This window comes from Novosphingobium acidiphilum DSM 19966 (assembly GCF_000429005.1).
GTDB classification, from domain to species: Bacteria; Pseudomonadota; Alphaproteobacteria; order Sphingomonadales; family Sphingomonadaceae; genus Novosphingobium; species Novosphingobium acidiphilum.
This window is the reverse complement of the sequence record NZ_AUBA01000006.1, coordinates 100,814-125,212: the sequence shown is the minus strand read 5'-3', so window position 1 is coordinate 125,212 and position 24,399 is coordinate 100,814. Positions and strand designations below refer to the sequence as shown.

Annotated in this window: 22 protein-coding genes and 1 tRNA gene; 17 read left to right on the top strand and 6 right to left on the bottom strand. The window is 64.8% G+C overall.

What is annotated here, in order from left to right:
- Positions 1–23 precede the first annotated feature (23 nt).
- The 6 genes from ppsR to G404_RS0107180 all read left to right on the top strand — a co-directional run bounded on the left by ppsR (position 24) and on the right by G404_RS0107180 (position 5,696).
- The gene (ppsR, locus tag G404_RS0107205) at positions 24–1,454 is read left to right on the top strand and encodes a transcriptional regulator PpsR (protein ID WP_028640485.1); all 1,431 of its coding nucleotides are present in this window, start codon (positions 24–26) and stop codon (positions 1,452–1,454) included.
- Between the two features lie 70 nt (positions 1,455–1,524).
- Positions 1,525–2,433 (top strand): chlorophyll synthase ChlG, encoded by a 909-nt coding sequence (gene chlG, locus G404_RS0107200; RefSeq protein WP_028640484.1) that lies wholly within the window; start codon positions 1,525–1,527, stop codon positions 2,431–2,433.
- Entirely contained in the window at positions 2,430–3,737 is a 1,308-nt protein-coding gene (locus tag G404_RS0107195) for a BCD family MFS transporter (protein ID WP_028640483.1), read from the top strand. Before chlG ends, G404_RS0107195 begins: the two co-directional genes overlap by 4 nt.
- A complete protein-coding gene (locus G404_RS0107190; protein ID WP_028640482.1) occupies positions 3,734–4,936 on the top strand; it encodes a geranylgeranyl diphosphate reductase in 1,203 nt (400 codons plus the stop codon). Before G404_RS0107195 ends, G404_RS0107190 begins: the two co-directional genes overlap by 4 nt.
- The gene (locus tag G404_RS0107185) at positions 4,933–5,415 is read left to right on the top strand and encodes a TspO/MBR family protein (RefSeq protein ID WP_028640481.1); all 483 of its coding nucleotides are present in this window, start codon (positions 4,933–4,935) and stop codon (positions 5,413–5,415) included. Before G404_RS0107190 ends, G404_RS0107185 begins: the two co-directional genes overlap by 4 nt.
- A gap of 5 nt (positions 5,416–5,420) precedes the next feature.
- Entirely contained in the window at positions 5,421–5,696 is a 276-nt protein-coding gene (locus G404_RS0107180) for a hypothetical protein (RefSeq protein ID WP_245584433.1), read from the top strand.
- A 40-nt stretch (positions 5,697–5,736) separates the two neighbouring features.
- Here G404_RS0107180 and G404_RS0107175 read toward each other — a convergent pair whose 3' ends face one another.
- Positions 5,737–6,234 carry a c-type cytochrome gene (locus tag G404_RS0107175; protein ID WP_036520702.1) on the bottom strand — a complete coding sequence of 166 codons (498 nt, stop codon included), beginning with the start codon at positions 6,232–6,234 and terminating at the stop codon, positions 5,737–5,739.
- A 429-nt stretch (positions 6,235–6,663) separates the two neighbouring features.
- On the opposite strand from G404_RS0107175, the gene G404_RS0107170 reads away from it, so the two are divergent.
- Both G404_RS0107170 and G404_RS0107165 read left to right on the top strand, forming a co-directional pair.
- Positions 6,664–6,942 (top strand): BufA1 family periplasmic bufferin-type metallophore, encoded by a 279-nt coding sequence (locus G404_RS0107170; protein WP_028640478.1) that lies wholly within the window; start codon positions 6,664–6,666, stop codon positions 6,940–6,942.
- Positions 6,943–7,079: 137 nt separating this feature from the next.
- Positions 7,080–7,517, top strand: coding sequence for a DoxX family protein (locus G404_RS0107165; protein ID WP_028640477.1), 438 nt, complete (start codon positions 7,080–7,082; stop codon positions 7,515–7,517).
- Here the strand turns inward: G404_RS0107165 and G404_RS18400 are convergent.
- Both G404_RS18400 and G404_RS0107155 read right to left on the bottom strand, forming a co-directional pair.
- Positions 7,514–9,118: a glycoside hydrolase family 32 protein gene (locus G404_RS18400; RefSeq protein WP_051280343.1), complete on the bottom strand. Its 1,605-nt coding sequence runs from the start codon at positions 9,116–9,118 to the stop codon at positions 7,514–7,516. The genes G404_RS0107165 and G404_RS18400 overlap by 4 nt on opposite strands.
- On the bottom strand, positions 9,115–10,470 hold the full coding sequence (locus G404_RS0107155; protein WP_028640476.1) for a sugar porter family MFS transporter: 1,356 nt from the start codon (positions 10,468–10,470) through the stop codon (positions 9,115–9,117). The genes G404_RS18400 and G404_RS0107155 overlap by 4 nt, the downstream gene beginning before the upstream one ends.
- Positions 10,471–10,630: 160 nt before the next feature.
- Between G404_RS0107155 and G404_RS0107150 the strand changes: the two genes are divergently transcribed.
- From G404_RS0107150 to G404_RS0107140, 3 genes are all read left to right on the top strand, one after another.
- Positions 10,631–12,457, top strand: coding sequence for a DUF885 domain-containing protein (locus tag G404_RS0107150; protein WP_156906225.1), 1,827 nt, complete (start codon positions 10,631–10,633; stop codon positions 12,455–12,457).
- A gap of 32 nt (positions 12,458–12,489) precedes the next feature.
- A complete protein-coding gene (locus tag G404_RS0107145) occupies positions 12,490–14,139 on the top strand; it encodes a M28 family metallopeptidase (RefSeq protein WP_028640474.1) in 1,650 nt (549 codons plus the stop codon).
- A gap of 113 nt (positions 14,140–14,252) precedes the next feature.
- A complete protein-coding gene (locus tag G404_RS0107140; RefSeq protein WP_028640473.1) occupies positions 14,253–14,513 on the top strand; it encodes a hypothetical protein in 261 nt (86 codons plus the stop codon).
- Positions 14,514–14,599: 86 nt separating this feature from the next.
- On the opposite strand, the gene G404_RS0107135 is transcribed toward G404_RS0107140, so the two are convergent.
- Positions 14,600–14,676, bottom strand: a tRNA-Arg gene (locus G404_RS0107135).
- A gap of 137 nt (positions 14,677–14,813) precedes the next feature.
- On the opposite strand from G404_RS0107135, the gene G404_RS0107130 reads away from it, so the two are divergent.
- The 6 genes from G404_RS0107130 (at position 14,814) to G404_RS0107105 (ending at position 20,373) form a co-directional block, all read left to right on the top strand.
- A complete protein-coding gene (locus tag G404_RS0107130; RefSeq protein WP_028640472.1) occupies positions 14,814–15,311 on the top strand; it encodes an MmcB family DNA repair protein in 498 nt (165 codons plus the stop codon).
- Positions 15,312–15,592: 281 nt separating this feature from the next.
- A complete protein-coding gene (locus G404_RS0107125) occupies positions 15,593–16,960 on the top strand; it encodes a DEAD/DEAH box helicase (protein ID WP_028640471.1) in 1,368 nt (455 codons plus the stop codon).
- Positions 16,961–17,071: 111 nt separating this feature from the next.
- On the top strand, positions 17,072–17,782 hold the full coding sequence (locus G404_RS0107120; RefSeq protein WP_028640470.1) for a sterol desaturase family protein: 711 nt from the start codon (positions 17,072–17,074) through the stop codon (positions 17,780–17,782).
- On the top strand, positions 17,779–18,231 hold the full coding sequence (locus G404_RS0107115; protein ID WP_084601117.1) for a DUF2141 domain-containing protein: 453 nt from the start codon (positions 17,779–17,781) through the stop codon (positions 18,229–18,231). Before G404_RS0107120 ends, G404_RS0107115 begins: the two co-directional genes overlap by 4 nt.
- A 26-nt stretch (positions 18,232–18,257) precedes the next feature.
- Positions 18,258–19,499 (top strand): MFS transporter, encoded by a 1,242-nt coding sequence (locus G404_RS0107110; protein WP_028640468.1) that lies wholly within the window; start codon positions 18,258–18,260, stop codon positions 19,497–19,499.
- Positions 19,486–20,373, top strand: a complete 888-nt coding sequence (locus G404_RS0107105; RefSeq protein WP_281170258.1) for an HpcH/HpaI aldolase/citrate lyase family protein — start codon at positions 19,486–19,488, stop codon at positions 20,371–20,373. Before G404_RS0107110 ends, G404_RS0107105 begins: the two co-directional genes overlap by 14 nt.
- Before the next feature lie 3 nt (positions 20,374–20,376).
- On the opposite strand, the gene G404_RS0107100 is transcribed toward G404_RS0107105, so the two are convergent.
- Complete coding sequence (locus tag G404_RS0107100) at positions 20,377–21,735, bottom strand: NCS2 family permease (RefSeq protein ID WP_028640466.1); 1,359 nt, start codon at positions 21,733–21,735, stop codon at positions 20,377–20,379.
- A gap of 90 nt (positions 21,736–21,825) precedes the next feature.
- The gene (locus G404_RS0107095) at positions 21,826–24,300 is read right to left on the bottom strand and encodes a TonB-dependent receptor (protein ID WP_084601115.1); all 2,475 of its coding nucleotides are present in this window, start codon (positions 24,298–24,300) and stop codon (positions 21,826–21,828) included.
- Positions 24,301–24,399 lie beyond the last annotated feature (99 nt).

Genomic DNA, 24,399 nt, shown 5'->3' with positions numbered 1-24,399 from the left:
CGCCTGGAGTGCGTCGCTCGTCAATGAGCCAGCATATCGCCCCTTCCCGGAACACGGCCTTCCTGACGCCCGGCATCCTGCCGGGCCTGCTTTCTGCTGATGTGGCGGCTTCGCTGCTGGCAGCGGCGGGCGATGTCACGTTTATCCTGACCCGCGACGGCACGATACTCGATGTGGCGGTGGCGCAAGGCGATCTTGCCAACCATGGTTTTACCGACTGGATCGGGGGATCGTGGATCGAGGCAATGACCGTGGAAAGCCGCAACAAGGCGGTCGAAATGCTGCAGGCCGCGACCGGCAATGCGCCGGGACGCTGGCGCCAGGTCAACCACCATGCCGCCGGCGGCGATATCCCGTTGCGCTATATGGTCATGACTCTGGGCGACAGTGACCGGCTGATCGCGATCGGCCGCGACATGCGCGCCGCCGCCGACATGCAACAGCGCCTGTTGCAGACCCAGCAATCGCTCGAGCGGGATTACATCCGGCTGCGACAGGCCGAAACCCGGTATCGCCTGCTGTTCGACATGGCGTCCGAACCGGTGATGATCGTCGATGGCCAGACCCGCCGTATTCGCGAGGCCAACCCCGCCGCGCATCGTCTGCTCGATGCGCGCGAGGGATCGCTGATCGGCAATGCGGCCGCCTCGATCGTGGCCAGCGAACAGCGCGATGACCTGGTGGCCTATCTCGGCGCCGCCGAAGCCAGCGATTCGCTCGACCCGGTCGTGCTGCAATTGATCGACCACAAGGGCGAGGCGCGAATTTCGGCGCGCCTGTTCCGCCAATCGCGCACGCCGATGCTGATCGTGCGGATCGAGCCAACCACGCCGGCCGATGCCGAACACCGGTTTGACAGCACGCTGGGCGATGTCCTGGAACGGATGCCCGATGCCTTTGTGCTGGTCGACCGCGAACTCAAAGTGCTGACGGCCAATGCCGCATTTGTCGAACTGGCCGAAATGCCCTCGGCCGATCGCGTCGTGGGCAATCCCGTCGGCACCTGGCTGGCGCGTCCCGGCCGCGATCTGGAACTGATCGTGGGCCAACTGCGCGATCACGGTTCGATCCGCAATGTCGCCACGATCGTGCGCGGTGCAGCAGGCGCGCAGGAAGAGATCGAACTGTCGGGCGTGTCGGCCACGATGGAAGGCAAGGACTGCTACGGCTTTACCATCCGCAATGTTGCGCGCCGCCTGCGCGATGACACCGCGGCACAGCGCGATTTGCCCCGTTCGGTCGAACAATTGACCGAACTCGTTGGCCGCATGTCGCTGAAAGACATCGTGCGCGAAAGCACCGACATGATCGAACGGCTGTGTATCGAAGCAGCGCTGGCCTATACGTCCGACAACCGCGCCTCTGCCGCAGAGATCCTGGGCCTGAGCCGCCAGAGCCTGTATTCCAAGCTGCATCGCCACGGTCTGGCCAATCAGGCATCGGGCGACAGTTGAAGCGAATTCTGCACGCGCCCGTGTAAAATCGATTTGACGCTTTGGGGTGTCAAGGCTTAGCCTTGCAGCCATGGACCATTCGGCCACCCTTCGCCCGCACGTATCGCTGCCCGCGCCGCGCGACGTGCTGGAACTGCTCAAACCGGTTACCTGGTTCCCCCCCATCTGGGCGTTCATGTGCGGCGTGGTTTCGTCGGGCGTGCCGATCAGCCATCGCTGGCCTTTCCTGATCGCGGGCGTGCTGTTGACCGGCCCGCTGGTGTGCGGCACCAGCCAGGCGGTCAACGACTGGTTCGATCGGCATGTCGATGCGATCAACCAGCCCGAACGGCCGATCCCGTCGGGCCGGATCGGCGGACGCTGGGGGCTGTGGATCGCGATGATCGGCACCGGCCTGTCGCTGTTGCTGGCCTGGACCACCGGCCCCTGGGTGGTCGGCGCCACCTGCCTGGGCCTGGCCTGTGCCTGGGGATACAGCGCGCCGCCGTTCCGGTTCAAGGTCAGTGGCATATGGGGGCCGGCGGTCGTGGCCCTGACGTACGAGGGGCTGACCTGGTTTACAGGCGCCAGCGTGATGGCCGGCGCGCTGCCCGCGACGCATGTGCTGATCGTGCTGGCCCTGTACAGTTTTGGCGCCCATGGCATCATGACACTCAACGATTTCAAGGCGGTCGAAGGCGATCGCCTGACCGGACTGCGATCGTTGCCGGTCGTCATGGGGGTTGGCCCTGCCGCGCGGCTGGCCTGCGCGGTGATGGCCGCGCCGCAGATCGTGGTGGTGGCGCTGCTGGTGCATTGGGTGCATCGCATCGGCGCGGGACTGGTCGCGGTGGTGTTGGCCGGGCAATTGGGCCTGATGCCGCGGCTGCTCGGCGATCCGCGCCAACACACCCCGTGGTACAACGCGACGGGCACCACGCTTTATGTCCTTGGCATGCTGGCCTCGGCGTTTGCGCTTGGCGGAGCAACCGGGCTGTGACACGCGCGCCGCTCGGCTGGATCGGAATTGTCCGGCTGGGCCTGGTGCAATCGGCGATCGGATCGATCGTGATGCTGGCCACATCGTTGCTCAACCGGGTGATGGTGGTTGAATATGCGCTGCCCGCCGCACTGCCCGCGGGCCTTGTGGCGTGGCATTACGCGGTGCAACTGTCGCGCCCGGTCTGGGGCCATGGCTCTGATCGCGGGCAGCGTCGCACGCCCTGGATCGTGCTGGGGATGGCCACGCTCGCCGCCGGGGCAATGCTGTCGGTCACCGCCCTTGGCCTGCTGGCGGCGCATTCCGGCGGGGGCCTGGCCTTGGCGATCGCGGCCTTTTCGATGATCGGCGCAGGGGTTGGCGCTGCGGGCACGTCGCTGCTGGCCCTGCTGGCCACGCGGGTTGCGCCCGCGCGGCGCGCGGCGGCGGCATCGATCACGTGGATCATGATGATCGTGGGCATTGTCATTACCGCCGGCGTGGCCGGCAAGCTGATCGATCCGTTTTCGCTGCACCGGTTGACCCAGGTCGTGTGCGGCATTGCGGCGGCGGCGTTTTGCCTGGCCATGGTGGGGGTCGCGCGGGTCGAAGGCCCGGCGGCGCTGACCCGTGACACCGCCACACCAGTGCATCGCCCCGGGTTTGGCGTCGCGCTGCGCACGATGATGGCGGATGACGATACGCGCCGCTTTACCCTGTTCGTGTTCCTGTCGATGTTTGCCTATTCGATGCAGGAACTGATCCTGGAACCATTCGCCGGGCTGCTGTTCGGCTATTCCCCCGGCCAGTCGACGCAATTGGCAGGCGTGCTGCACAGCGGGGTGCTGGGCGGGATGATCGTGGTCGGCGTCGGCGGCAGTGTTATCGGCAAACGCACCGTGGCGGGCATGCGGCTGTGGATCGTGGTCGGGTGCGCCGCCTCGTCGCTGGCCCTGGCCGGGCTGGTCATGGCCGCAAGTGCGGGACGCGGATGGCCCCTTGCCGCCAATGTGGCGGCGCTGGGGCTGGGCAACGGCGTGTTTGCCGTGGCCGCAATCGGCACGATGATGGGGCTGGCCGGTGCCGATGGAAAAAATCGCGAAGGCATCCGCATGGGTGTGTGGGGCGCCGCACAGGCGATCGCCTTTGCGCTGGGCGGGTTGTGTGGCGCGGTCGGGCTCGATCTGGGCCGCGCGGTGATCGGATCGACCCCGCGCACGTTCATGATCGTGTTCGGCATCCAGGCGGTGCTGTTCCTGATCGCCGGTTCGCTGGCCTTGCGCCAACCGGCGCAGACCACCCAGCCGCGGCGCCTGGTGGCATGAGCGCGATCTATGACTGCGTGGTGGTCGGCGGCGGCCCCTCGGGGGCGACAGCCGCCACCGATCTGGCCCGCGCCGGGCACCGCGTCGCGCTGCTGGATCGGGCAGGCCGGATCAAGCCCTGCGGCGGTGCTATCCCGCCCAAGCTGATCCGCGATTTTGCCATTCCCGATCATCTGATCGTGGGCCGCGTGGTCGCCGCACGGATGATTGCACCGTCCGACGCAATGGTCGACATGCCGGTCGACCGGTTTGGCGGCGACGGCTTCGTCGGCATGGTCGACCGCGACACGTTTGACGAATGGTTGCGCGAACGCGCGGCGCTGGCAGGGGCCGAACGCCGCACCGGCCGGTTTGACCGGATCGAACGTGATACAGATGGCGGCGCGGTGGTGGTCTATACCGCGCATGCCGACGGTGCGGAACGCCGCATTGCCACGCGCTGCGTGATCGGCGCCGACGGCGCGCGGTCGCGCGTGGCGCGCGGCACGATCGCGGGTGCCGACCGCATGCCTTGTGTGTTTGCCTATCACGAAGTGATCCGGTCCCCTGTGGCAGACGATGCCGCGTTCGACCGGCGCCGGTGCGACGTGTTCTATCAGGCGGCGCTGTCGCCCGATTTTTATGCCTGGGTGTTTCCCCATGGCGATACCGCCAGCGTCGGGGTGGGCAGTGCGGTCAAGGGATTTGGCCTGCGCGAAGCGGTTGCCCGGCTGCGCAGCCGCAACCATCTGGCCGGGTGCGAAACGATCCGGTCCGAAGGCGCACCGATCCCGCTGCGTCCTTTGCGCAAATGGGACAATGGCCGCGATGTGCTGGTGACAGGCGATGCCGCAGGGGTGGTTGCGCCGGCCTCGGGCGAAGGCATCTATTATGCAATGGTGGCCGGGCAGGAATCGGCGCGCGCCGTGGATCTGTTTCTGGTGACGGGCAAGCCGCGCGCGCTGGCGCAGGCACGCAAACGGTTCATGCGCGCGCATGGACAGGTGTTCTGGATTTTGGGGATCATGCAGTATTTCTGGTACCACAACGATCGCCGCCGCGAACGGTTTGTGACCATGTGCGATGATCGCGATGTGCAACGGATGCTGTGGCCGGCCTATATGAACAAGCAACTCGTCTATGCCAATCCCTTGGCCTATCTACGTATTTTCATGAAGGATATGCGTTACTTGCTGCAAACTGCAGGGGCCACCCGATGAGCCGCGCCTGGCTGTTTCCCATCGTGATCGCGTCGATCCTGGCCATTGCCGTGGCGGTGATGGGGGCCACGATCACCGACATCGGACCATGGTATCATGGACTGGCCCAGCCGCGCTGGGCGCCGCCCGATGCGACATATGGCATGGCCTGGATGGCGATCTATGCCTTTACCGCGCTGGCGGGGGTCAATGGATGGCTCGCCATGCCCAATGCGCGCGAACGCGAATGGCTGTTGGGGTTGTTTGCGCTCAACGGCTTTTTGAATATCGTGTGGAGCCTGCTGTTCTTTCGCCTGCACCGGCCCGATTGGGCCGTGATCGAGGCGCTGGGCCTGTGGCTGTCGGTGCTGGCACTGATACTGGTGATCTGGCGTCGTTCGATGAGCGGGGCGGTGATGCTGGTGCCTTATCTGCTGTGGGTGACGTTTGCCGGATATCTCAACATGACGATCGTCCATCTGAACGGACCTTTCGCCTGAACCCGATGATGATCTGGCTGTTTGCCAGCGGCCATGCGGTCGATGTTGTGCTGCTGGTGATCGCGTGCGAGTTGATCGTGCTGGTCACGCGCGCGCGATGGCGGCTGTACGATGCGCTGCTGTGCCTGACACCCGGTGTGCTGATGCTGCTGGCGCTGCGCGCGGCGCTGATCGGGCTTGACTGGCGCTGGATCGCGGTGCTGCTGCTGGCGTCGTTTCCGGTCAACCTGGCCGATCTGGCACGGCGCTCTGCCACCAAAAACACGGCCCGGCAGCGCTGAGCGCTGCCGGGCCGTTCAACCGTACCGATACGTCAAACGATCAGCTGTTGGCCTTGAGATACGCGATCACGTCGGCGCGCTTTTGCGGATCGCTCCAACCGGGGAAGCTCATCTTGGTGCCGGGCACGACGCGCTGCGGATTTTCCAGATACTGGAACAGCTTTTCCGGAGTCCACGTGATGCCGCTGCCCTTGTTCGCAGCCGAATAGGTATACCCCGGGATCGAACCCGCGGCACGGCCGACGACACCGTGCAACGACGGGCCGATCTTGTTCACGCCGGCTTCGATGGCATGGCACGTGGTGCAGGTGACGAACGCCGCCTTGCCCTTATCGGCATCGCCGGTGTAGCTGGCCAGCTTTACGCCGGTGATGGTGTCGGTGTTGTCGGCTGCCACCTTTGCTGCAGGCGCCGCAGGGGCTGCAGCGCTGTCCGCAGGTGTCGTCGCCGCGGCTGGTGCGCTGTCGGCGGTCGTATCCGCGTCATTCTTTTTCGAGCATGCCGCGAGCATCAGCCCCGGCACTGCCATGCACAACATCAATCCACCAAACCGAATCTTCGATCCTGATTGCGTCATCTCGTTCTCTCCACTTACGGCCTCGTCCCGCGCGCACGTTATCACGCTGAGATATCCATTTGTCCAATAGTGTTTACGTCCATTTCATCCACTTTGTCCGGTGGGCGGCAGGCGTTTGCAATCGTGCCGCCCGCTTCGCGCGGCGGCTGACACCGTGTCAGACCGCAGGATCGGTGGCGTTATTCGCGGCTGACCGAATACCGGAACGCAACCCGATCAGGGAATGGACTTAACGGGCACATTGACATCGTGCGATGTCGAATTTTTCGGTCACCTGCCCGGCGCGCACAAAAAAACCGGTCCTTGCCGTAACCGGCCGGGCCGCGCGTGCGAAATGGTGACGTGGCCGATGCGCGGACCACATCCGTTCAGCCGAAAAAGGAACAGCCGATGAACACCACCACGATTGCGGCGCTGGCCGCTGCCCTTGCCGCGACAGTTGCCGCCACCGCGGCCCATGCGGAAACGCCCAGCCGGGAAAAATGCTATGGCGTCGCCATGGCCGGAAAGAACGATTGCAAGGCCGGTGCCGGCACCAGCTGCGCCGGCACATCGACCGTGAATTACCAGGGCAATGCCTGGAAATTCGTCAAGGCCGGCACGTGCACCGCCATGGGCGGCACGCTGGCCGAACACACCGGCAACGCCGCGCCGGTCAAAAAGGGCTGATCAAATAGGGCGGGCCAGCCCCGCCCCGCCCACCTGGGTCCCGCACCTGTCGCTGCGCATCGCATCCGGCCATCCCGGATGGGTCAACGCGCGCGCCGGTGCGGCACGACCAGGCTCCTGACCAGAAGGACTGCAGCATGATCGCCCTGATCCGGACCGTAAACGGCCTGTTCGCAAAAATTCCCGAAGCGGCACTGCTGCTGTTCGTGCGCATAGTTGCCGCACACGTGTTCTGGGCCGCCGGCGAAACCCGCCGCGCAGATGGCACATGGTTCGGCCTGAAAGACGGGCAGGTCGATCTGTTCCGCGATGAATTTCACACGCCCTTTCCTGGGATCGTGGCACCTGTGACAATGGCCATGGAGCACCTCTTGCCGGTTCTGCTGGTGCTGGGACTGTTCGGGCGGTTTGCCGCGCTGGGGATGACCGCGATGACGCTGGTGATCCAGCTGTTCATCTATCCCGATGCCTGGTGGACCGAACACAGCCTGTGGCTGGGCCTGCTGCTGACCATCGTGGCGCGCGGTTCCGGACGGTGGTCGCTGGACCGTTGGGTCATGGGCAGATCGGCCTAATTGCGCGCGGCACCGGCCAACGGTGTCGCCCGCAGCGATACCAGCCGCGCGTGGCCCTGTTCGGCAAACAGCCGCAGACGTGTATACGGTGCACGCGGAAACACCGCCGTCGTCATCACGGTCGCGCCGCGATCGCAGAACGCCTCGATACTGCTGCGATCGATCGCGAATGTCATCGTCAGGGTCTTGCCTGAGGCCAGCCGCGGTGCGTGATCGACCGAGGCGAATTTGGGCGAAAAATCGACCACGCCCGATGCGGTGCGATCGCTGGAAAAACGCCGGGTGGCCGCGTCATAGTGAAACCGGTAGATATCGCCCAGACTGTTTGACAGTTCGATGCCGACGCGTGTCCGCCCCCCGGGCACATCGAAGGCCAGCGTTACCAGCGATTGCGCCACCGCCTGATCGGGCAGCGGCACCTCGACAGTCCCCGAGACCATGGTTGCGCGCATCGCCACCGCCGGCCCGGCCAGCGTCTGCCACGTGCGCACCGGCATCTGGCGCAAGGCATAGCCCCCGTCGCGCGACCGGTGCAGCGACAGTTCGCGCGGAAATGTCATCGCGCTGCGCCAGTTGCCGGTGGAAAGCGCGCCCGTGGGGGTCTTGTCGCCGTAATCCCAGTTGTTCATCCATCCGATCATGATCGGGTGACGCGCCCCCGGCGGTAAATCCGACCAGGCCACGCCTGCGTAATTGTCGCGGCCCCAATCGAGCCAGCGTGGCCCGTGCCGCGCCAGGCCTCGGGCAAATGCGGGATCGAGCGTGAAGCTGTGGCCATCAAAATCGCCCACGAAATACTGCGTGGCCGACCCGCCGTTCGGGCCGCCCGGATTGATGCTCTGGATCAGCACCCATTTTGTCTGCCGGGTTCCCGCCACGCGGATCGGCATCAGATCGGGGCATTCCCACACACCGCCATGCGCCCCAACGCCGGCACCAAACCCGCTCAGCCGGTGCCACTGGCGAAAATCGGGCGAACCGAAGAATTCAGTGTGATCACCCACCGCCAGTGCCATGATCCAGCTTTGGCCGGGTGCAAACCAGAACACTTTGGGATCACGAAAATCCGGCTGTCCGGCATCAGGGCGCAACACGGGATTGCCGGCATATTTGGTCCAGGTTTCGCCTGCGTCCAGGCTGTAGGCCAGCCCCTGGCTTTGCGGCGGCAGGCCCGCCTTGCGCGCAGCTTCGTCGTGATAGGTAAAGATCGCCAGCAACGGCGGGGTGCCGTCGTGCGAAAAACCGCTGGTGTTGTGCCAGTCGACCACCGCGCTGCCGCTGAAGATCGTGCCGTGTTCATCGGGCGCCAGCGCGATCGGGCGGTCGTGCCAATGCACCAGATCGCTGCTGACCGCATGGCCCCAGTGCATCGGCCCCCACACCGTGCCGCCGGGATGGTATTGATAGAACAGGTGATAGACCCCGCGATAGAACACCAGACCGTTGGGATCGTTCATCCAGTGCGCGGGCGGGGTAAAGTGCCAGGCCGGGCGCCAGGGATCATCGTCGCGCCGCGCGGGCTGTGCCGGCGTCTGTGCCTGCACGCCATGGGTCACAAGTGCTGCCATCGCCAGAAGCGCCCGGCGACCGCGCCTGGTCATGCCTTGTGCCCGATCGAGGCGGCCATGTCCTCAAGCGCGATCCCCCTGGTTTCGGGAAAGACTTTCCACACCACCACCAGTTGCACCACCATCGCCAGCGCAAACACCACAAACGGCAGGCCCTTTGAACTGGCGGCGATCACCGGAAACGCGGTGGCGATCAACGCATCCATCAGCCAATGCGTCGAACTGCCCAGCCCCTGCCCCCGCGCGCGCACCGCGGTTGGAAAGACTTCGGCGATATAGACCCAGATCACCGCGCCTTGCGAAAACGCGAACGCGGCGATGAACGCGATCAACAGCGGCAGCAACAACGCCTGGTGCGCGCCGCTGAGCTGGACCAGGGCCACACCCGACAGGCTGATGATCAGGCCGACCGAACCGACCAGCAACAGGGTCTTGCGCCCGATCCGGTCGATCACGCTCAGCGCCAGCAGCGTGAATACCAGATTGGTTGCGCCGATGATCACCGACTGCAAATCGGACGACACTTTGCCGAACCCGGCGGCGGCAAAGATGTCGTTAAGGTAATAGAGGATCGCGTTGATCCCCGACATCTGGTTGAAAAATGCGATCAGCACCGCCAGCGTCATCGGCCGTGCATGCTCTGCCCACGACAGGCGCACGCGCCGTCCTGCGTGCGCCACGGTGTCGCGGGCATAGCTGGCCAATTCGGCCGCGATATCGCCATGCCCGGTGCGCGACAGCACGGCGCGCGCCTCGTCAAGCCGGCCCTTGACCGCCAGCCAGCGCGGGCTGTTGGGAATGGCAAACAGCAGCGCCGCCAGCACCAGCGAAGGGGCCGCCGTCACGCCGAATTTCCAGCGCCATTCCTGCGCACCCAGATCCATCAGCCCGATCGCGTAATTGCTGAGATAGGCAACCAGAATGCCTGCGACAATGTTCAGCTGAAACACCCCGACCATCGCGCCGCGCGCCCGCGCCGGGGCGATTTCGGCCAGGTAGGTCGGCGCCAGCACCGACGATGCCCCCACCGCCAACCCCGCCAGCACGCGCGCGGCAATCAGCGTGGCCAGGTTGGGCGCGAAAAAGCAGCCGATGCCCGACAGCACGTACATCAGCGCAATGGCGCGCAGGCAATTGCGGGCGCCAAACGCATCGCCGGGCACCCCTGCGGCAAACGCCCCGACCAGTGTGCCCCACAATGCGCTCGACACGGTCAGCCCCAGCACCGCCGGGGTCAGCGCAAAGGTCTGGGCCAGACCATGCGTGGTGCCGGCGATGACGGCGGTATCAAACCCGAACAGCAGACCCGACAGCCCGCCCACAAACACGCCCCGTACCAGGCTGCCGTTCATCCGCCGCATTCCCCCGTTTTGTCCTGCCGTCATGATTTGCACAGATTTTCGGCCAAACCAAAGACATTGCAATCGTTTTCTGTAGCCAGAACGCGGGGGTGGACCCAATTGCAGGCTTGCGATCGGTCGGCCGGCGGGCAATGCGATGCCTGGCAGATTGAAACGCGTTTGGATTGTGCGAAAGGGTGCCCTGATGGATCGTCGTGGAATGCTCAAGGCCGGTGCGGCCACAATGGCGCTGGCAGGCGTGGCGCTTGGTCATACCGCGCGCGGCGCGGCGGCGGCCACCGGCTCGGCCGAAGATGCGCGGCTGGCCGTCCTGTTTGAAGGCATGTTGGACCAGATGCTCGATCGATCGCCTGAATCGGTCACCTCGCTCGGGCTCGACAGCGGCAGCCGGCTCGGCGCCAAGGCCCTGCTCGATGACCGGTCGTTGCTGGCATGGGACGTGGACAAGGCGCACAACGCCGCCAACCTCAAGGCGCTCAAATCCATCCGGCGCGAGGCGCTGACCGGGCTCAATCGGTCCAATTACGATTCGGTGCGTTTTGGCGTCGAACTGCAGGACGACGTCAACCGCGTGCTGCCGTTTGCGGGCGGTCCCTATGCGATCAGCCAGCTGACCGGCGCCTATCAATCGGTGCCCGATTTCCTCGACAGCCAGCACGTGATCGCCAATGGCGCCGACGCCGAAGGTTATCTGGCGCGGCTTGATGCCTTTGCCACCGCGATCGACCAGGAAAGCGACCAGTGCCGCCACGATGTCGCGCTGGGCGTGGTGCCGCCCGATTTCGTATTGACCAAGGCGTTGCTGCAGATCCGCCAATTGCGCGATACTCCGCCGGCAAAGTCCAATCTGGTGCAGTCGATCGCGCGCCGCACGCACGAAGCCGCGATCCCCGGCGAATGGGAGGCGCGCGCCGCCGCAATCTATGCCGCACGCGTTCAGCCCGCGCTCGATCGCCAGGCGGCACTGCTCGATACGCTTTTGCCAAAGGCGGTGCACACCGCGGGCGTCGCGCGGCTGCCGCACGGCGATCAGATCTATGCGCTCAATCTGCGCAATTACACCACCAGCACGGTGCCGCCTGCGGAAATCCACAAGATCGGCATGGACATGGTCACCGAACAGACCGCGCAGATCGACCAGATCCTGCAAAAACAGGGCCTGACCAAAGGCACCGTCGGGCAACGCCTGCGCGCGCTCTACGACGATCCCCGGCAGCGCTACCCCAACACCGACCCAGGCAAAAAGGTGCTGATCGACGATCTGAACCACATGGTGGCAAAGATCACGGTGATGCTGCCGCAGTGGTTCGGCACCCTGCCACGGGCAAAGCTCGATATCCGCCGCGTGCCGGTGGCAACCGAGGCCGGCGCGCCGGGTGGGTATTACCAGTCGGGTTCTCTCGATGGCGCACGACCGGGGGCGTACTATATCAATCTGCGCGACACCGCCGAAACCCCGCGCTTTGTCCTGCCCACGCTGACCTTTCACGAGGGTATTCCGGGGCACCATCTGCAGGGCAGCCTGGCGCAGGAAACCGATCTGCCGACCATCCGCAAGATCCAGTTCTTTTCGGGCTATGGCGAAGGCTGGGCGCTTTATGCCGAACAGCTGGCGGTCGAAATGGGCATGTACCACGATGATCCGCTGGGGCTGGTCGGGCAATTGCACGATGCGATGTTCCGCGCGGTGCGGCTGGTGGTCGACAGCGGCATGCATGCCCAGGGGTGGAGCCGCGAACAGGCGGTAAAATTCTATACCGATACGCTGGGCGATCCCGAAACTGCCGCGATCACCGAAGTCGAACGCTATTGCGTGTGGCCGGGCCAGGCCTGCAGCTACATGCTGGGCAAGATCGAATGGCTGCGGCTGCGCGCCAAGGCCAAGGCCGAGCTTGGCCCCCGCTTCGACATTCGCACGTTCCACGACGCCGGGCTGCTGGCGGGTGCGATGCCCCTGCCCGTGCTGGCCAGCCGGATCGACGACCATATCGCCGCGTCGCGCGGCGCCTGAACCATTTGCCATAGAACAAGGACTGATTTTTCATGATCCGCAAGACACTCGCCGCGCTGGCATGCGCAACCATGCTGGCAACGGGCGCGCACGCGCAGACCGCCGCCCCGATCCAGCCCGACGTTGCGCTGATGCGCGATGCGGTCAAAACGCTTGCCTCGGACGCGTTTGAAGGCCGCGCACCGGCAACCGCGGCCGAACCCAAAGTGCTCGACTACATCATCGGCAAATTCCGCGCGGTCGGGCTTCAGCCCGGTGTGCATGGCGGGTGGCTGCAGGATGTGCCGACGGTGGCCATCGCCGGGCATGACCATTCGGGCCTGCACATCACCGGCAAGGGCCAGGATCTGACGTTTGCCTATGGCAGCGATTATGTCGTGGGCAGCTATCGCGAAGTGGCGCAGACCACGCTGGCCAATGCGCCGCTGGTGTTTGTAGGCTTTGGCGTCAATGCGCCCGAACTCGGCTGGAACGATTATGCCGGCGTCGACATGCACGGCAAGATCGCGGTGATCCTGATCAACGATCCCGATTACTGGATGACCAGCGAAGACGGTTTGTTCAAGGGCCGCCGCATGACCTATTATGGCCGCTGGACCTACAAGTTCGAAGAAGCGGCCCGGCAGGGTGCGGCCGGCGCGCTGATCGTGCACGACACCTTCCCCGCCGCCTATGGCTGGAACGTGGTGCAATCGAGCTGGTCGGGGCCGCAGCGCTTTGTCGCCAGCGACGATCACGGGATGAGCCAGACCCAGATCAACGGCTGGGTCCAGCATGGTGTGGCGGCCAAGCTGTTTGCCGCCGCCGGGCTCGATCTTGACGCGCAGGCCGAAGCGGCGCGGCACAAGGGATTTCACGCGGTACCGCTGGGCCTGTCGGCCAACGTGGCGTTTGCCAACACGATCACCCGATCGGTGTCACACAATGTGATCGGCGTGCTGCCGGGCAGGACGCACCCCGAAGATGTCGTGCTTTATTCGGCGCACTGGGATCACCTGGGCCACTGCACGCCCGATGCAAAAGGCGATGGCATCTGCAACGGGGCGGTCGACAATGCCACCGGCGTGGCCGCGCTGCTTGCACTGGCCGAAGCCAATGTGAAGACGGGCCCGGCCGCGCGCAGCCAGGTGTTTGTCGCGTTGACGCTTGAGGAATCGGGTCTGCTGGGATCGGAATATTATGCGCAGCATCCGGTCTATCCACTGTCGCACACCGTGGGCGGGGTCAACATGGACGCGCTGCCGCCATCGGGCGCGGCGCATGATTATGCGATGACCGGGGGCGACAAGTCCGACCTGACCGGCGTGCTGCGCAGCACGCTGGCCGACATGGGCCTGCGCGAAACCGCCGAAGATCACACCGAGCGCGGCCATTATTACCGTTCGGACCATTTCAGCATGGCCAAGCGCGGCGTGCCGATGTTTGACCTTTCGCGCGGGCACGATCTGCTGATCGGCGGCACCGCGGCGGGCGATGCCGCCGCCGAAGACTATGTCACGCACCGCTATCACCAGCCCAGCGACGAATATTCCGACAGCTGGGACTGGTCGGGCATCACCGAAGACGTCGGCCTGTTCTATCGCCTGGGGCGCACGCTGGCCGACGGCAACACCTGGCCCAACTGGCACCCCACCGACGAATTCCGCGCCGCGCGCGATGCCAGCCGCGCCAGCGGACAATAACCGCGCCCCAACCTGCCCCGACCCCGTCGATGCCACCATCGGCGGGGTCCTGGCCGGGCGCCATCCAGCGCACCCGGTTGACCCGCGCCGCGCTTGACCTGATAGGCTGTCCCATGAACTTTGACGATCAGCTGCGCCGCTTTTTCGGAACCTGTGATCTCGACACGCTGACGCCTGCGGCGCTTGCCGGCGGGATCGAACACATGCGCGTGGATTTCGGCCTCGAAACCGACCAGGGCCGCCGCTTTGCCATGTGGTCGCTGCTCTATCTGCTGGGCGCCGCGCCCGATCTGGACGTGGCATTCAAGAATGCCACCGACCGCGATGCGGCGCGCAATTTCATGGACATGATGGACAAGGCTGCGGGGCGATAACGGCGCGCCACTGGGCCATGGTTCGATGCTGTTGCTTGAATTTTCACGCACACCCAAGATTTCAGACCGTCAAGTCATTGAAAAAATGGTGCACCCGACAAGATTCGAACTTGTGACCCCTGCCTTCGGAGGGCAGTACTCTATCCAGCTGAGCTACGGGTGCGCGCTAGACGGCGGCACCTAGCAGCAAAGCGGATGGCTTGCCAGCCCATTTTGCCCGCGATTGCACGCAGCGCACCAGCCTTCGCGCATCCGGCCATCGGGCTTGGCTTGTTTCTGATTTGTTCCTATGCAGGGCCGATGATCGAATCAGCCTGCCCGACCGTCGATACCACCACCGATGTGCGCGCGGCCCACGCCGTGGCCCGCGGGATTGCGCGGCTGTTTGCGCGCAACGATATCTGGTGCCTGACCGAAATGCCGTTGAAAGGCGGGCGGCGGGCCGATCTGATGGGGATCGATGCGCGGGGCCAGGTGATCATTGTCGAAATCAAGGTCAGCCGGGCGGATCTGCTGGGCGATGCCAAATGGCCCGATTACCTTGATCATTGTGACCGGTTTTTCTGGGGGCTGGCAGCGCATCTCGATCGCGCGGTGATGGAAACCGATGCGTTCCGGCCCGACCAGTGCGGGGTGATCGTGGCCGATGGCTATGATGCCGAAATCCTGCGCCCCGCGCCGCTTCTGCCGTTGGCGGCGGCGCGGCGCAAGGTCGAAGTGGAGCGCCTGGCGCGCGCGGCCTTGCGCCGTCAGGTGGTGGCAAGCGATCCTGCCTGCGCCCCGCGTGGCGAGGTGTGAATGCGCGCCGAAAATGCGCATTTTCACAAATTCCTTGCCTTCAAAGCATTTTATCGGTAGGGGCCGCCTCGCAAGGACGGCGGCAATGCATTTTGTCGCAGGCCCGGGCAGCGTGAGATCCGCCGAAACACATGGCGCCGGTTTATGACTGGATGGATCCGCCCCGGCTGAGCGTTGTTGCTGCCGCTTCCCTTTCACGCGTGGGTCGCCCTGTCGACCCCCATGCGCCCGTGGCCCCATTCGGGTCAGCGTCTGGCGTGCATTCTTAAGGTACCATTTTCATGTCCTATTTTTCCGATCTCGGCTTGGCCGAGCCGATTCTGCGCGCGCTTGCCACCAAAGGCTATACCGATCCCACCCCGATCCAGCGCCAGGCGATCCCGGCACTGATGGAAGGGCGCGATCTGTTGGGCATCGCCCAGACCGGCACCGGCAAGACCGCCGCGTTTGCACTGCCTTCGCTGCACCGCCTGGCCGCCAATGCCACCCCGCGCAAGCCGGCGTCGTGCCGCATGCTGGTGCTGTCGCCAACGCGCGAACTGGCCGCCCAGATCGCCGACAACATGAAGGGCTATGCCAAGAACCTCAATCTGTTCGTGGATTGCGTGTTCGGCGGCGTGCCGATCACCAAGCAGGCGCGCCGTCTGGTCGGCGGCACCGATGTCTTGGTGGCAACGCCGGGCCGCATGCTCGATCTGATCGACAATCGTGCGCTGACGTTGCGCCATGTCGAAATCTTTGTGCTCGATGAAGCCGACCAGATGATGGACCTGGGCTTTATCCACGCGCTCAAGCGCGTTGCGGCGATGCTGCCGGCACAGCGCCAAAGCCTGTTCTTTTCGGCAACGATGCCCAAATCGATCGAGGATCTGGGCCGTCAGTTCATCCAGAACCCGGTCAAGGTTGAAGTCGCGCCGCAGGCAACCACGGCCGAGCGCGTCGAGCAATATGTGACGTTCGTCAACCAGGCCGAAAAGCAGGCGCTGCTGTCGTTGCGCATCCGCGCCCTGATCGCCGACCAGAAGCTTGACCGCAGCCTGGTGTTCAGCCGCACCAAGCATGGCGCCGACCGGATCGCCCGCCATCTTGAAGCCGCGGGCATCCCGGCACGCGCGATCCATGGTAACAAAAGCCAGGCACAGCGCACCGCCGCGCTCGACGCGTTTCGCCAGGGCACCTGCCCGGTGCTGGTCGCCACCGACATCGCCGCACGCGGGATCGACGTCGCCGGCGTCAGCCACGTGTTCAATTTCGAACTGCCCAACGTGGCCGAACAATATGTGCACCGGATTGGCCGCACCGCGCGTGCGGGCGCCGATGGCGAAGCGATCAGCCTGTGCGCGCCCGATGAAAAGGCCTATCTGCGCGACATCGAAAAGCTGACCGGGGTCAAGCTTGCGCCGTTGCCGCTGCCCGCCGATTTCCAGGCCGAAGCCGCCAAGCTGCCCAAGCCGACGCACAAGCCCAACGACGATGAAGATTATCGCGGCGGCCAGAACCGCAACAACGGCCGGGGCGGCAATGGCCGCGGCCAGCCGCAGGGCCGTGGCGGCGAACGCCCCGCCGATGGCCAGCCCAAGCGCCGGTTCGTGCCGCGCGGCGGTCCCGGCGTCGGCCAGCACCGCAACAAGGTCAGCCGCGTCAGCTGAACACTGATGCATGACCGAAATTCCGCCGCCTGGCGGATTATCGGTCAAACTTGCGCTATCGCCTTGCATGACACCTGTGCAGCGGGCCGATAGCTTGCCATAAGGCCCGCCATGATGGCCTTGATCCTTTCCGCGCTGGCGATGACGATCATCGTGGCGGTGCGTTATGTCATGGTCAGCGGGCTGTTCGCCTGGCTGACCGCGCGGGTGCGGCCCGGCCATTATGCCGGGCTGGGCCGGCAGATCCGCATGGAGCTGGGCTGGAGCCTGGTGTCGTGCGCGATCTACGGCCTGCCCGCGGGGATCATCGCCTGGGGCTGGCAGACGCATGGCTGGACGATGATCTACACCAATCCCGGGGCGCTGCCGCTGTGGTGGATGCCGGTGTCGCTGGTGGTCTATCTGGCGGCACACGACACCTGGTTTTACTGGACGCATCGCTGGATGCACCGCCCGGCGGTGTTCCGCCGAATCCATGCCGTCCACCATGCCAGCCGGCCGCCCACGGCCTGGGCGGCGATGAATTTTCACCCGATAGAGGCCGCGATCGTCGGCCTGTTCATTCCCGCGCTGGTGTTTGTCATCCCGATACAGGCCGGCGTGCTGGCCACGGTGCTGGTCATCATGACGATCATGGGCGTGACCAATCACATGGGCTGGGAAATGTTTCCCAAAGGCCTGGTGCAATCGCGTGCAGGCCATTGGCTGATCACCGCCAGCCACCATTCACGCCATCACGAACAGTACCGGTGCAATTACGGGCTGTATTTCCGCCTGTGGGATCATCTGTGCCGCACCGATCGGGGAATTTCCACGCCATGACCGCACGCACCGCCCGCTTTGTTCTGGCTGCAGCCCTGGGCCTTGCCCCGCAGGCCGTGATCGCCGATCCGGCAGAAGGCGCAACCATCACGGTCGACGTGTCGGGCTTGCGCAACACCAAGGGCATGATCCGGGCCTGTCTGACGGCCAAGGCGGCAACATTTCCCGAATGCGACAAGGATCCGCAATCGCTGCGCCTGTCGGTGCCGGCGCATAACGGCCCGGTGCTGGTATTCCGCCATGTCATGCCCGGCACATATGCCGTTTCGCTGTTCCACGATCAGAACAGCAACAACCGGCTGGACAAGACCATGGGCATGCCCAGCGAAGGCTATGGCTTTTCGCGCGATGCGGCGGTGCAGTTCGGGCCGCCAAAATTCGACGCCGCCAAAGTCACCGTGGGCGCCAGCGACCAGACTTTGCCGATCAAGGTCCGCTACATCCTGTGAGATTGGCCGCCCAACGCCGTTCCCCGATGGCACGCGGGCCGCTCGCGCCGTTTGGATACCGCGTGTTTCGCGATATCTGGCTGGCCAATCTGTTTTCCAGCATCGGTTCGGTGATGCAGGCAGTGGCCGCGGCATGGATGATGACCGGACTGACCAACCAGCACGTCCTGGTCGCACTGGTCCAGGCATCGAGCACGATCCCGATCCTGGTGCTGGGCGTGGTCGCGGGCGCAATCGCCGATGCCTATGACCGGCGCTGGGTCATGCTGTGGGCGCAGATGTTCATGCTGGTGGTCTCGGCCGTGCTGTCGGTCATGGGCTATATGCACGCCATCGCGCCGTGGTCGCTGCTGCTGCTGACGCTGCTGGTAGGGCTTGGCACCGCGCTGAACGGGCCGGCGTGGCAGGCCAGCGTGCGCTCGCAAGTCGATCATGCCGATCTGCCGCAGGCCATTTCGCTTAACGCCATTGCGTTCAATCTGGCGCGCAGCCTGGGCCCGGCGCTGGGCGGGCTGGTCATTTCGCTGTGGAGCGTGAACGCGGCCTTTGCGCTGAATGCCGTCAGCTATCTGGCGATGATCGTGGTGCTGGCGCGCTGGCACCCCGAGGTCGCACCACGCGTGCGCGAACCGATCGGCACCGCGATCATGACTGGCGTTGTGTTCTGCGCGCGGTCGCGCCCGATTGCGCGGGTGTTGTCGCGCGGGGCGCTGTTCGGGTTTGGCGCGGTGGCGTTTCAGGCGCTGCTGCCGGTGGTGGTGCGCATGCAACTGCACGGCGATCAGATCGGCTATGGCCTGGAAGTGGGTGCCTTTGGCCTGGGCTCGGTGGGCAGCGCGCTGTTTGTCAGCCGCATCCGTCGCCGGTTTGGCAGCGAAAGCGTGGTCGGCGCAGGCACGGTGGTCTGCGTGGCGGGGCAGATCGTGCTGTCGACCGCGCACACGCTGGCGCCGGCCATCGCCGCCGCGCTGATCGGCGGGGCGGGCTGGGTGGCGGTGTTGACCAGCCTGAACGTGGCCATCCAGCTGCGTTCGCCCGAAGACATCCTGGCGCGGTGCCTGTCGATCTACCAGGCGGTGGCGTTTGGCGGCATGGCGCTGGGCGCGTGGGCCTGGGGCGCGCTGGCCGACCGGGTCGGTCTGGTCACGACCTTGCGCATTGCCGCGCTGTGGCTGACCTGCACGTTGATCATGCGCTTGATCGCGCCGATGCCGCAGCGCGACGAAGGACGGATCGAACCTGTGGAGACTGTGCGTGAACCTGCCTGACACCCCTGCCCCGTTGCGTTCGGTGCTGTACATGCCGGCCTCGAACCCGCGCGCCATGGCCAAGGCGCGCGCGCTGCCGTGCGATGCGGTGGCGCTCGACCTGGAAGACGCCGTCGCGCCCGAGGCAAAAGTGGCCGCGCGCGCAACGCTGATCGACGAAGCACGCGCCGGCGGGTTTGGCCATCGCCGGCTGATCGCGCGGATCAATGCCTTGTCGACGCCGTGGGGCCATGACGATCTGACCGCGCTGGCCCGGGCGCCGATCGATGCGCTGCTGGTGCCCAAGATCGACAGCGAGCACGATATCGCAGCACTGTCCGACGCGATGGATGCGGCCGGCTATCCGGCCCACGTGCCGCTGTGGGTGATGATCGAAACCCCGCGCGCGGTGCTGGCGATCGAACGCATCGCCGCACAGGCCGCGCCCACGCGGCTTGCCGCATTCATGCTGGGCCTGAACGATCTGGCCAAGGACACCGGCATGGTCCAGGCGCCTGGCCGCGCGGCGTTCATGCCCGTGCTGGTGCAGACGGTGCTGGCCGCGCGCGCACACGGCCTGATCCTGCTCGACGGGGTGTGCAATGCGATCGATGACCCGGCCCGGCTTGAGGCCGAATGCATCCAGGCGCGCGATCTGGGCTTTGACGGCAAGACGCTGATCCACCCCGTCCAGATCGAAACCGCCAACCGCGTGTTTGCCCCCGATGCGGCCGCGCTGGCCGAGGCCCATGCGATTGTCGCCGCCTTTGCCGACCCGGCCAACGCCGGCAAAGGCGCGCTGAAAGTGGCTGGCAAGATGGCCGAATTGCTCCACCGCGATATCGCCGCCGCGCTGATTGCCAAGGCGGCGGCGATTGCCGCGCGCGCCGGGTAGAATTCAGACTCCGGCGATATAGGCAAAGCGAAACACGAACAGCCCCGCCAGAATGAACAGCAATGCGTTTTCGCGGGTGAATTCGCGGCGCAACGCCTTGATCAGCGCATGCGCGGTGATGCCGAACGCCAGGCCGTTGGCGATCGAAAAGGTCAGCGGGATCATCACCAGCGCAAGAAATGCGGGGATCGCCTCTTCGCCGGTGTTCCAGTCGATCTCGACCAAAGGCGCCATCATCAGCGCGCCCACCACGATCAGCGCGGGCGCCGTCGCCGCCAGCGGCACGAGCTGCGCATAAGGCGCAAACGGCAACGCGACGAGGAACAGCAGCCCCGTGACCACCGCGGTCAGTCCGCTGCGTCCGCCGACTTCAACCCCGGTGGCACTTTCGACATAGCTGGTGACAGTGGTCGTGCCGAGCAGCGCGCCGATCATCGATGCGATCGAATCGGCATAGAGCATGCGGTTCAGCCCGGGGATCGAGCCATCTGGTCGCACCAGCCCGGCCTTGCGGGTCACTGCGACCAGCGTGCCGATGTTTTCGAACAAGTCCACAAACAGGAACACGAACACGACTTCGAGTACGCCCCAGCCATGGCCGAACAGGCGCCAGGCCCAGGCCGGATCGAGCGCAAGGACCGTCGATCCCATATCGGCCCAGCCCTGGTGCATCGGTGCAACCGGCGCCATGCCGGTGGCAATGCCGATCGCGGTGGTGACCAGGATCGAAATCAGGATGCTGCCCTGCACCTTCATCAGCGTCAGCGCCATGATCAGCGCCAGGCCGACCAGCGCCAGCAGCGGGCCCGGCGCGGTCATCTTGCCCAGCGCCACGATGGTGTCGGGGTTGGCCACGACAATCCCCGCATTCTTGAACCCGATCAGCGCAATGAACAGGCCGATCCCCCCGGCGACCGCCGCCAGCAGGTGATGCGGGATGACCGACATCACCATCTGCCGCACGCCCAGCCGTGTCAGGATCAGAAAGAATGCGCCCGACAGGAACACGCAGACCAGCCCGACCTGCCACGGCAGATGCATCTGCTGCACCACGGTAAAACTGAAATAGGCATTCAGCCCCATTCCCGGAGCCATCGCCACCGGCGCATCGGCCAGAAAACCCATGATCAGGCAGGCCAGCAGCGATCCCACGCACGTGGCCGCAGCCACGCCCGCCACCGGCATGCCGGCCAGGCCCAGGATCGCGGGATTGACCACCACGATATAGGCCATGGTAAAAAACGTGGTCAGCCCCGCCAGCACTTCGGTGCGCACGTTGCTGCCCCGTGCGCGAAACGCAAAGCGGCGATCAAGCCACGAAGACGGGGCTGGGTCGTTTACGGGAATCGCGGCGGTGGACATGGGACAAACCCTAAACGGTGGGCAGCGCGTGGCAATCAGCCGCACACACAAAGCAGGGGGCCGGACCTTGGTCCGACCCCCTGGGCATCATCAGAACTTGTATTCGGCCGAAACAACCACGCGACGCGGCGGTTCGTATTGCCGGGTCACTTCACCCCCGAACTGGTTGGTGAACTGGCCCAGCACCGCGCCGGTGTTGAACACGTTTTTGACCGACGCCGAAAAGGTCAGGTTGGGATCTTCGGGCTTGTAACGCAGCGACAGGTTCCACAGCACATAGCCCGGGGTCAGATAGACATGCACCCCGTCGATGACCTTGTCGCCATAGGCCGCGTTGACATAGCTGTGGCGATATGTGCCCTGCACCGCGGTGGTCAGCGATGAATGGCCCGCCAGCGCCAAAGTATGGCTAAGCGTACCGGTCGCGGTAACCGAAGGCAGATTGGGCGCCGGGTTGCCGTAGACATCGTAATAGGCGGCCGACCGCGCCGCGATATCCTGGCTGATGCAGGGTGTATCGCTAAGGCCCGGCAATGCGCAGTTCAGTCCGGCGGGATTGCGCGCAAAGATCTGCTTGTCGATATTATAGCCGGTGATGTTGTCGAGCACCTGGTAATGCCCGGTCATCTTGCTGCCTTCGAGCGTGGCATTGCCGTCAAAACGGAACCCTGCAGGCAGGATTGCGTTCATTTCGGCCTCAAGCCCATAGACGTGCATCGCCGGGATATTGGCCACCCCGCCCTGGAACGCCAGCGCGTCTTCGCCTTCGTACTGCAACTGGTCATAGAAGTAATAGAAGCCCGCCAGGTTCAGGCGCAGCTTGCCGTCCAGCTGGGTGGTCTTGACCCCCAGTTCCCACGCCTTGATGGTTTCGGGCTGGTAGGTAAAGCCAAGCACCACCGGGTTGGCCGAGATGTTGCCGCCGCCCGGCTTGAACCCGGTCGACCAGCTGCCATAGGCCATCGTCTTGGCCGCCAGATCGTATTCCACCCCGACTTTGCCGGTCCAGGCGGTGTTGGTCTGCGCCACGAACACCGGCGATCCGGCATAGTCGACGATATTGGTGGTGTTGGAATCGTGGGTAAAGCGCGCCCCGCCGGTGATCCGCAAAGCAGGCGTGACGTGCAGCGTGGCCTGGCCATACCCCGACCAGGAATGCCGCGTCAGGTACGAGATCGAATAAAAATACGGGTAGTAATAGCCGTTGGGCGAATCAAACCCCAGCGCGTTGGGATCGGTGACGATCGGATAGAGCTGGTTCTGCAACGAGGTCGGATCGCCCGTCACCGGATAGGCGTTGAGCGCGTACTGGTCATATCCGACGCGATAATCCGACGCGAGGTAGAACGCCCCCACGATCCAGTCGACCGTCTGCCCGCCGGGCGAAGCCAGATCGACTTCGGCCGTCTTGGCGGTCGATCGGTGATAGAAATACTGCAGATCGTGGACGGTGTTGTAGACATTCGCCGAATTGGTCGGGTCGGTATAGCCGTAGACCGCGATCGAGGTGGGCAGATCGAGCCCGTCTTCGTTGACCGATCCGTTCTGGCGCACCATCTGCCAGCTGCCCAGCACCTTCAGCTTGGCAAAACCGAAATCATAGTTGGCGGTCGCGCTGAACAGGTCGTTGTCGTATTGCAGCTTGCCCGGCCAGTCGCTGGTCTGTTCCCAGGGGTTGGGATTGGGATCGAAGATGTTCTTGCCTTCGGTCTCGTTGTTGCGCGCGCGGGCATATTCGGCGCGCAGTTCCAGACTGAACTTGTCATCGGGCTGATACAGCACGGTGATCCGCCCGTGCAGGCTGTTTTCATTCGACAGCTGGTAATCGCCGCTTGTGCCAGGAACCTGCGTCGCCTTGGCATAGCCGTCGTGGTGCGTGCCCTGCGCCGCAATGCGGATCGCCACGGTATCGCCCACCGGTAGATTGATCGCGCCTTCAAAGCCGGCCAGCGCAAACATGCCCGCGTCGGCATGGACATAACCGCTGGTCTGGCCCAGCTTGGGCTGAACCGTGATCAGATTGACCGTGCCGCCGGTCGAGTTCTGGCCATAGACGGTGCCCTGCGGCCCGCGCACGACTTCGACATGGTCGACATCAAGAAAATTGGTGTTCAGCGCGACCGGATTGACGATGTAGATGCCATCGACATGGTACGAAATCGACGGCTGCGCGCTGTCGTTCTGCGGCACGTTGAAGCCGATCCCGCGAATGGCCAGGTTGCGCTCGTACCCTTCCGAGGTCGATACGACCAGCCCGGGGACCAGCCCATTCAGATCGACCGCATCGGCCACCCCGTTCTGCTTCAGCAGATCGGCGGGCAACGCGGTGATCGACAAAGGCGTGCGCTGCACGTTCGATTCGCGCTTTTGCGCGGTTACCACGATGTCGGTGATCGGCGCCGCCGCAGGTTCGGCGGCGGTTGCGGCCGTTTCTGCGGCCTGCACGGGACTTGCCCCAAGCCCCAGGCCCAGCGCGATGGCCAGGCCCGAAACCTGTGCCAGGCAAAGCCGATTGCGCACCAACGAATCCCCGTCGGTGCGACCGATGCGAACCTTGTATCCCATGTATACCCCCGAATTCGACCCACCACCGTGCCGGCGGCGCCATGCGATCGCCCCTTGCGCCGCACTTTGTGTTGCCCGGCCCCTAGCGCCGGGGAAGGT

Coding starts and splice junctions, on each gene's coding strand:
- G404_RS0107145 (WP_028640474.1), top strand. CDS start 12,490: ATGATCCGCAAGACACTCGCCGCGCTGGCATGCGCAACCATGCTGGCA.
- G404_RS0107140 (WP_028640473.1), top strand. CDS start 14,253: ATGAACTTTGACGATCAGCTGCGCCGCTTTTTCGGAACCTGTGATCTC.
- G404_RS0107110 (WP_028640468.1), top strand. CDS start 18,258: ATGGCACGCGGGCCGCTCGCGCCGTTTGGATACCGCGTGTTTCGCGAT.
- G404_RS0107120 (WP_028640470.1), top strand. CDS start 17,072: ATGATGGCCTTGATCCTTTCCGCGCTGGCGATGACGATCATCGTGGCG.
- G404_RS0107170 (WP_028640478.1), top strand. CDS start 6,664: ATGAACACCACCACGATTGCGGCGCTGGCCGCTGCCCTTGCCGCGACA.
- G404_RS0107165 (WP_028640477.1), top strand. CDS start 7,080: ATGATCGCCCTGATCCGGACCGTAAACGGCCTGTTCGCAAAAATTCCC.
- G404_RS18400 (WP_051280343.1), bottom strand. CDS start 9,118: ATGACCAGGCGCGGTCGCCGGGCGCTTCTGGCGATGGCAGCACTTGTG.
- G404_RS0107190 (WP_028640482.1), top strand. CDS start 3,734: ATGAGCGCGATCTATGACTGCGTGGTGGTCGGCGGCGGCCCCTCGGGG.
- G404_RS0107150 (WP_156906225.1), top strand. CDS start 10,631: ATGGATCGTCGTGGAATGCTCAAGGCCGGTGCGGCCACAATGGCGCTG.
- G404_RS0107155 (WP_028640476.1), bottom strand. CDS start 10,470: ATGACGGCAGGACAAAACGGGGGAATGCGGCGGATGAACGGCAGCCTG.
- G404_RS0107130 (WP_028640472.1), top strand. CDS start 14,814: ATGATCGAATCAGCCTGCCCGACCGTCGATACCACCACCGATGTGCGC.
- G404_RS0107125 (WP_028640471.1), top strand. CDS start 15,593: ATGTCCTATTTTTCCGATCTCGGCTTGGCCGAGCCGATTCTGCGCGCG.
- G404_RS0107185 (WP_028640481.1), top strand. CDS start 4,933: ATGAGCCGCGCCTGGCTGTTTCCCATCGTGATCGCGTCGATCCTGGCC.
- G404_RS0107100 (WP_028640466.1), bottom strand. CDS start 21,735: ATGTCCACCGCCGCGATTCCCGTAAACGACCCAGCCCCGTCTTCGTGG.
- chlG (WP_028640484.1), top strand. CDS start 1,525: ATGGACCATTCGGCCACCCTTCGCCCGCACGTATCGCTGCCCGCGCCG.
- G404_RS0107175 (WP_036520702.1), bottom strand. CDS start 6,234: ATGTTGTGCATGGCAGTGCCGGGGCTGATGCTCGCGGCATGCTCGAAA.
- G404_RS0107180 (WP_245584433.1), top strand. CDS start 5,421: ATGATGATCTGGCTGTTTGCCAGCGGCCATGCGGTCGATGTTGTGCTG.
- G404_RS0107115 (WP_084601117.1), top strand. CDS start 17,779: ATGACCGCACGCACCGCCCGCTTTGTTCTGGCTGCAGCCCTGGGCCTT.
- ppsR (WP_028640485.1), top strand. CDS start 24: ATGAGCCAGCATATCGCCCCTTCCCGGAACACGGCCTTCCTGACGCCC.
- G404_RS0107095 (WP_084601115.1), bottom strand. CDS start 24,300: ATGGGATACAAGGTTCGCATCGGTCGCACCGACGGGGATTCGTTGGTG.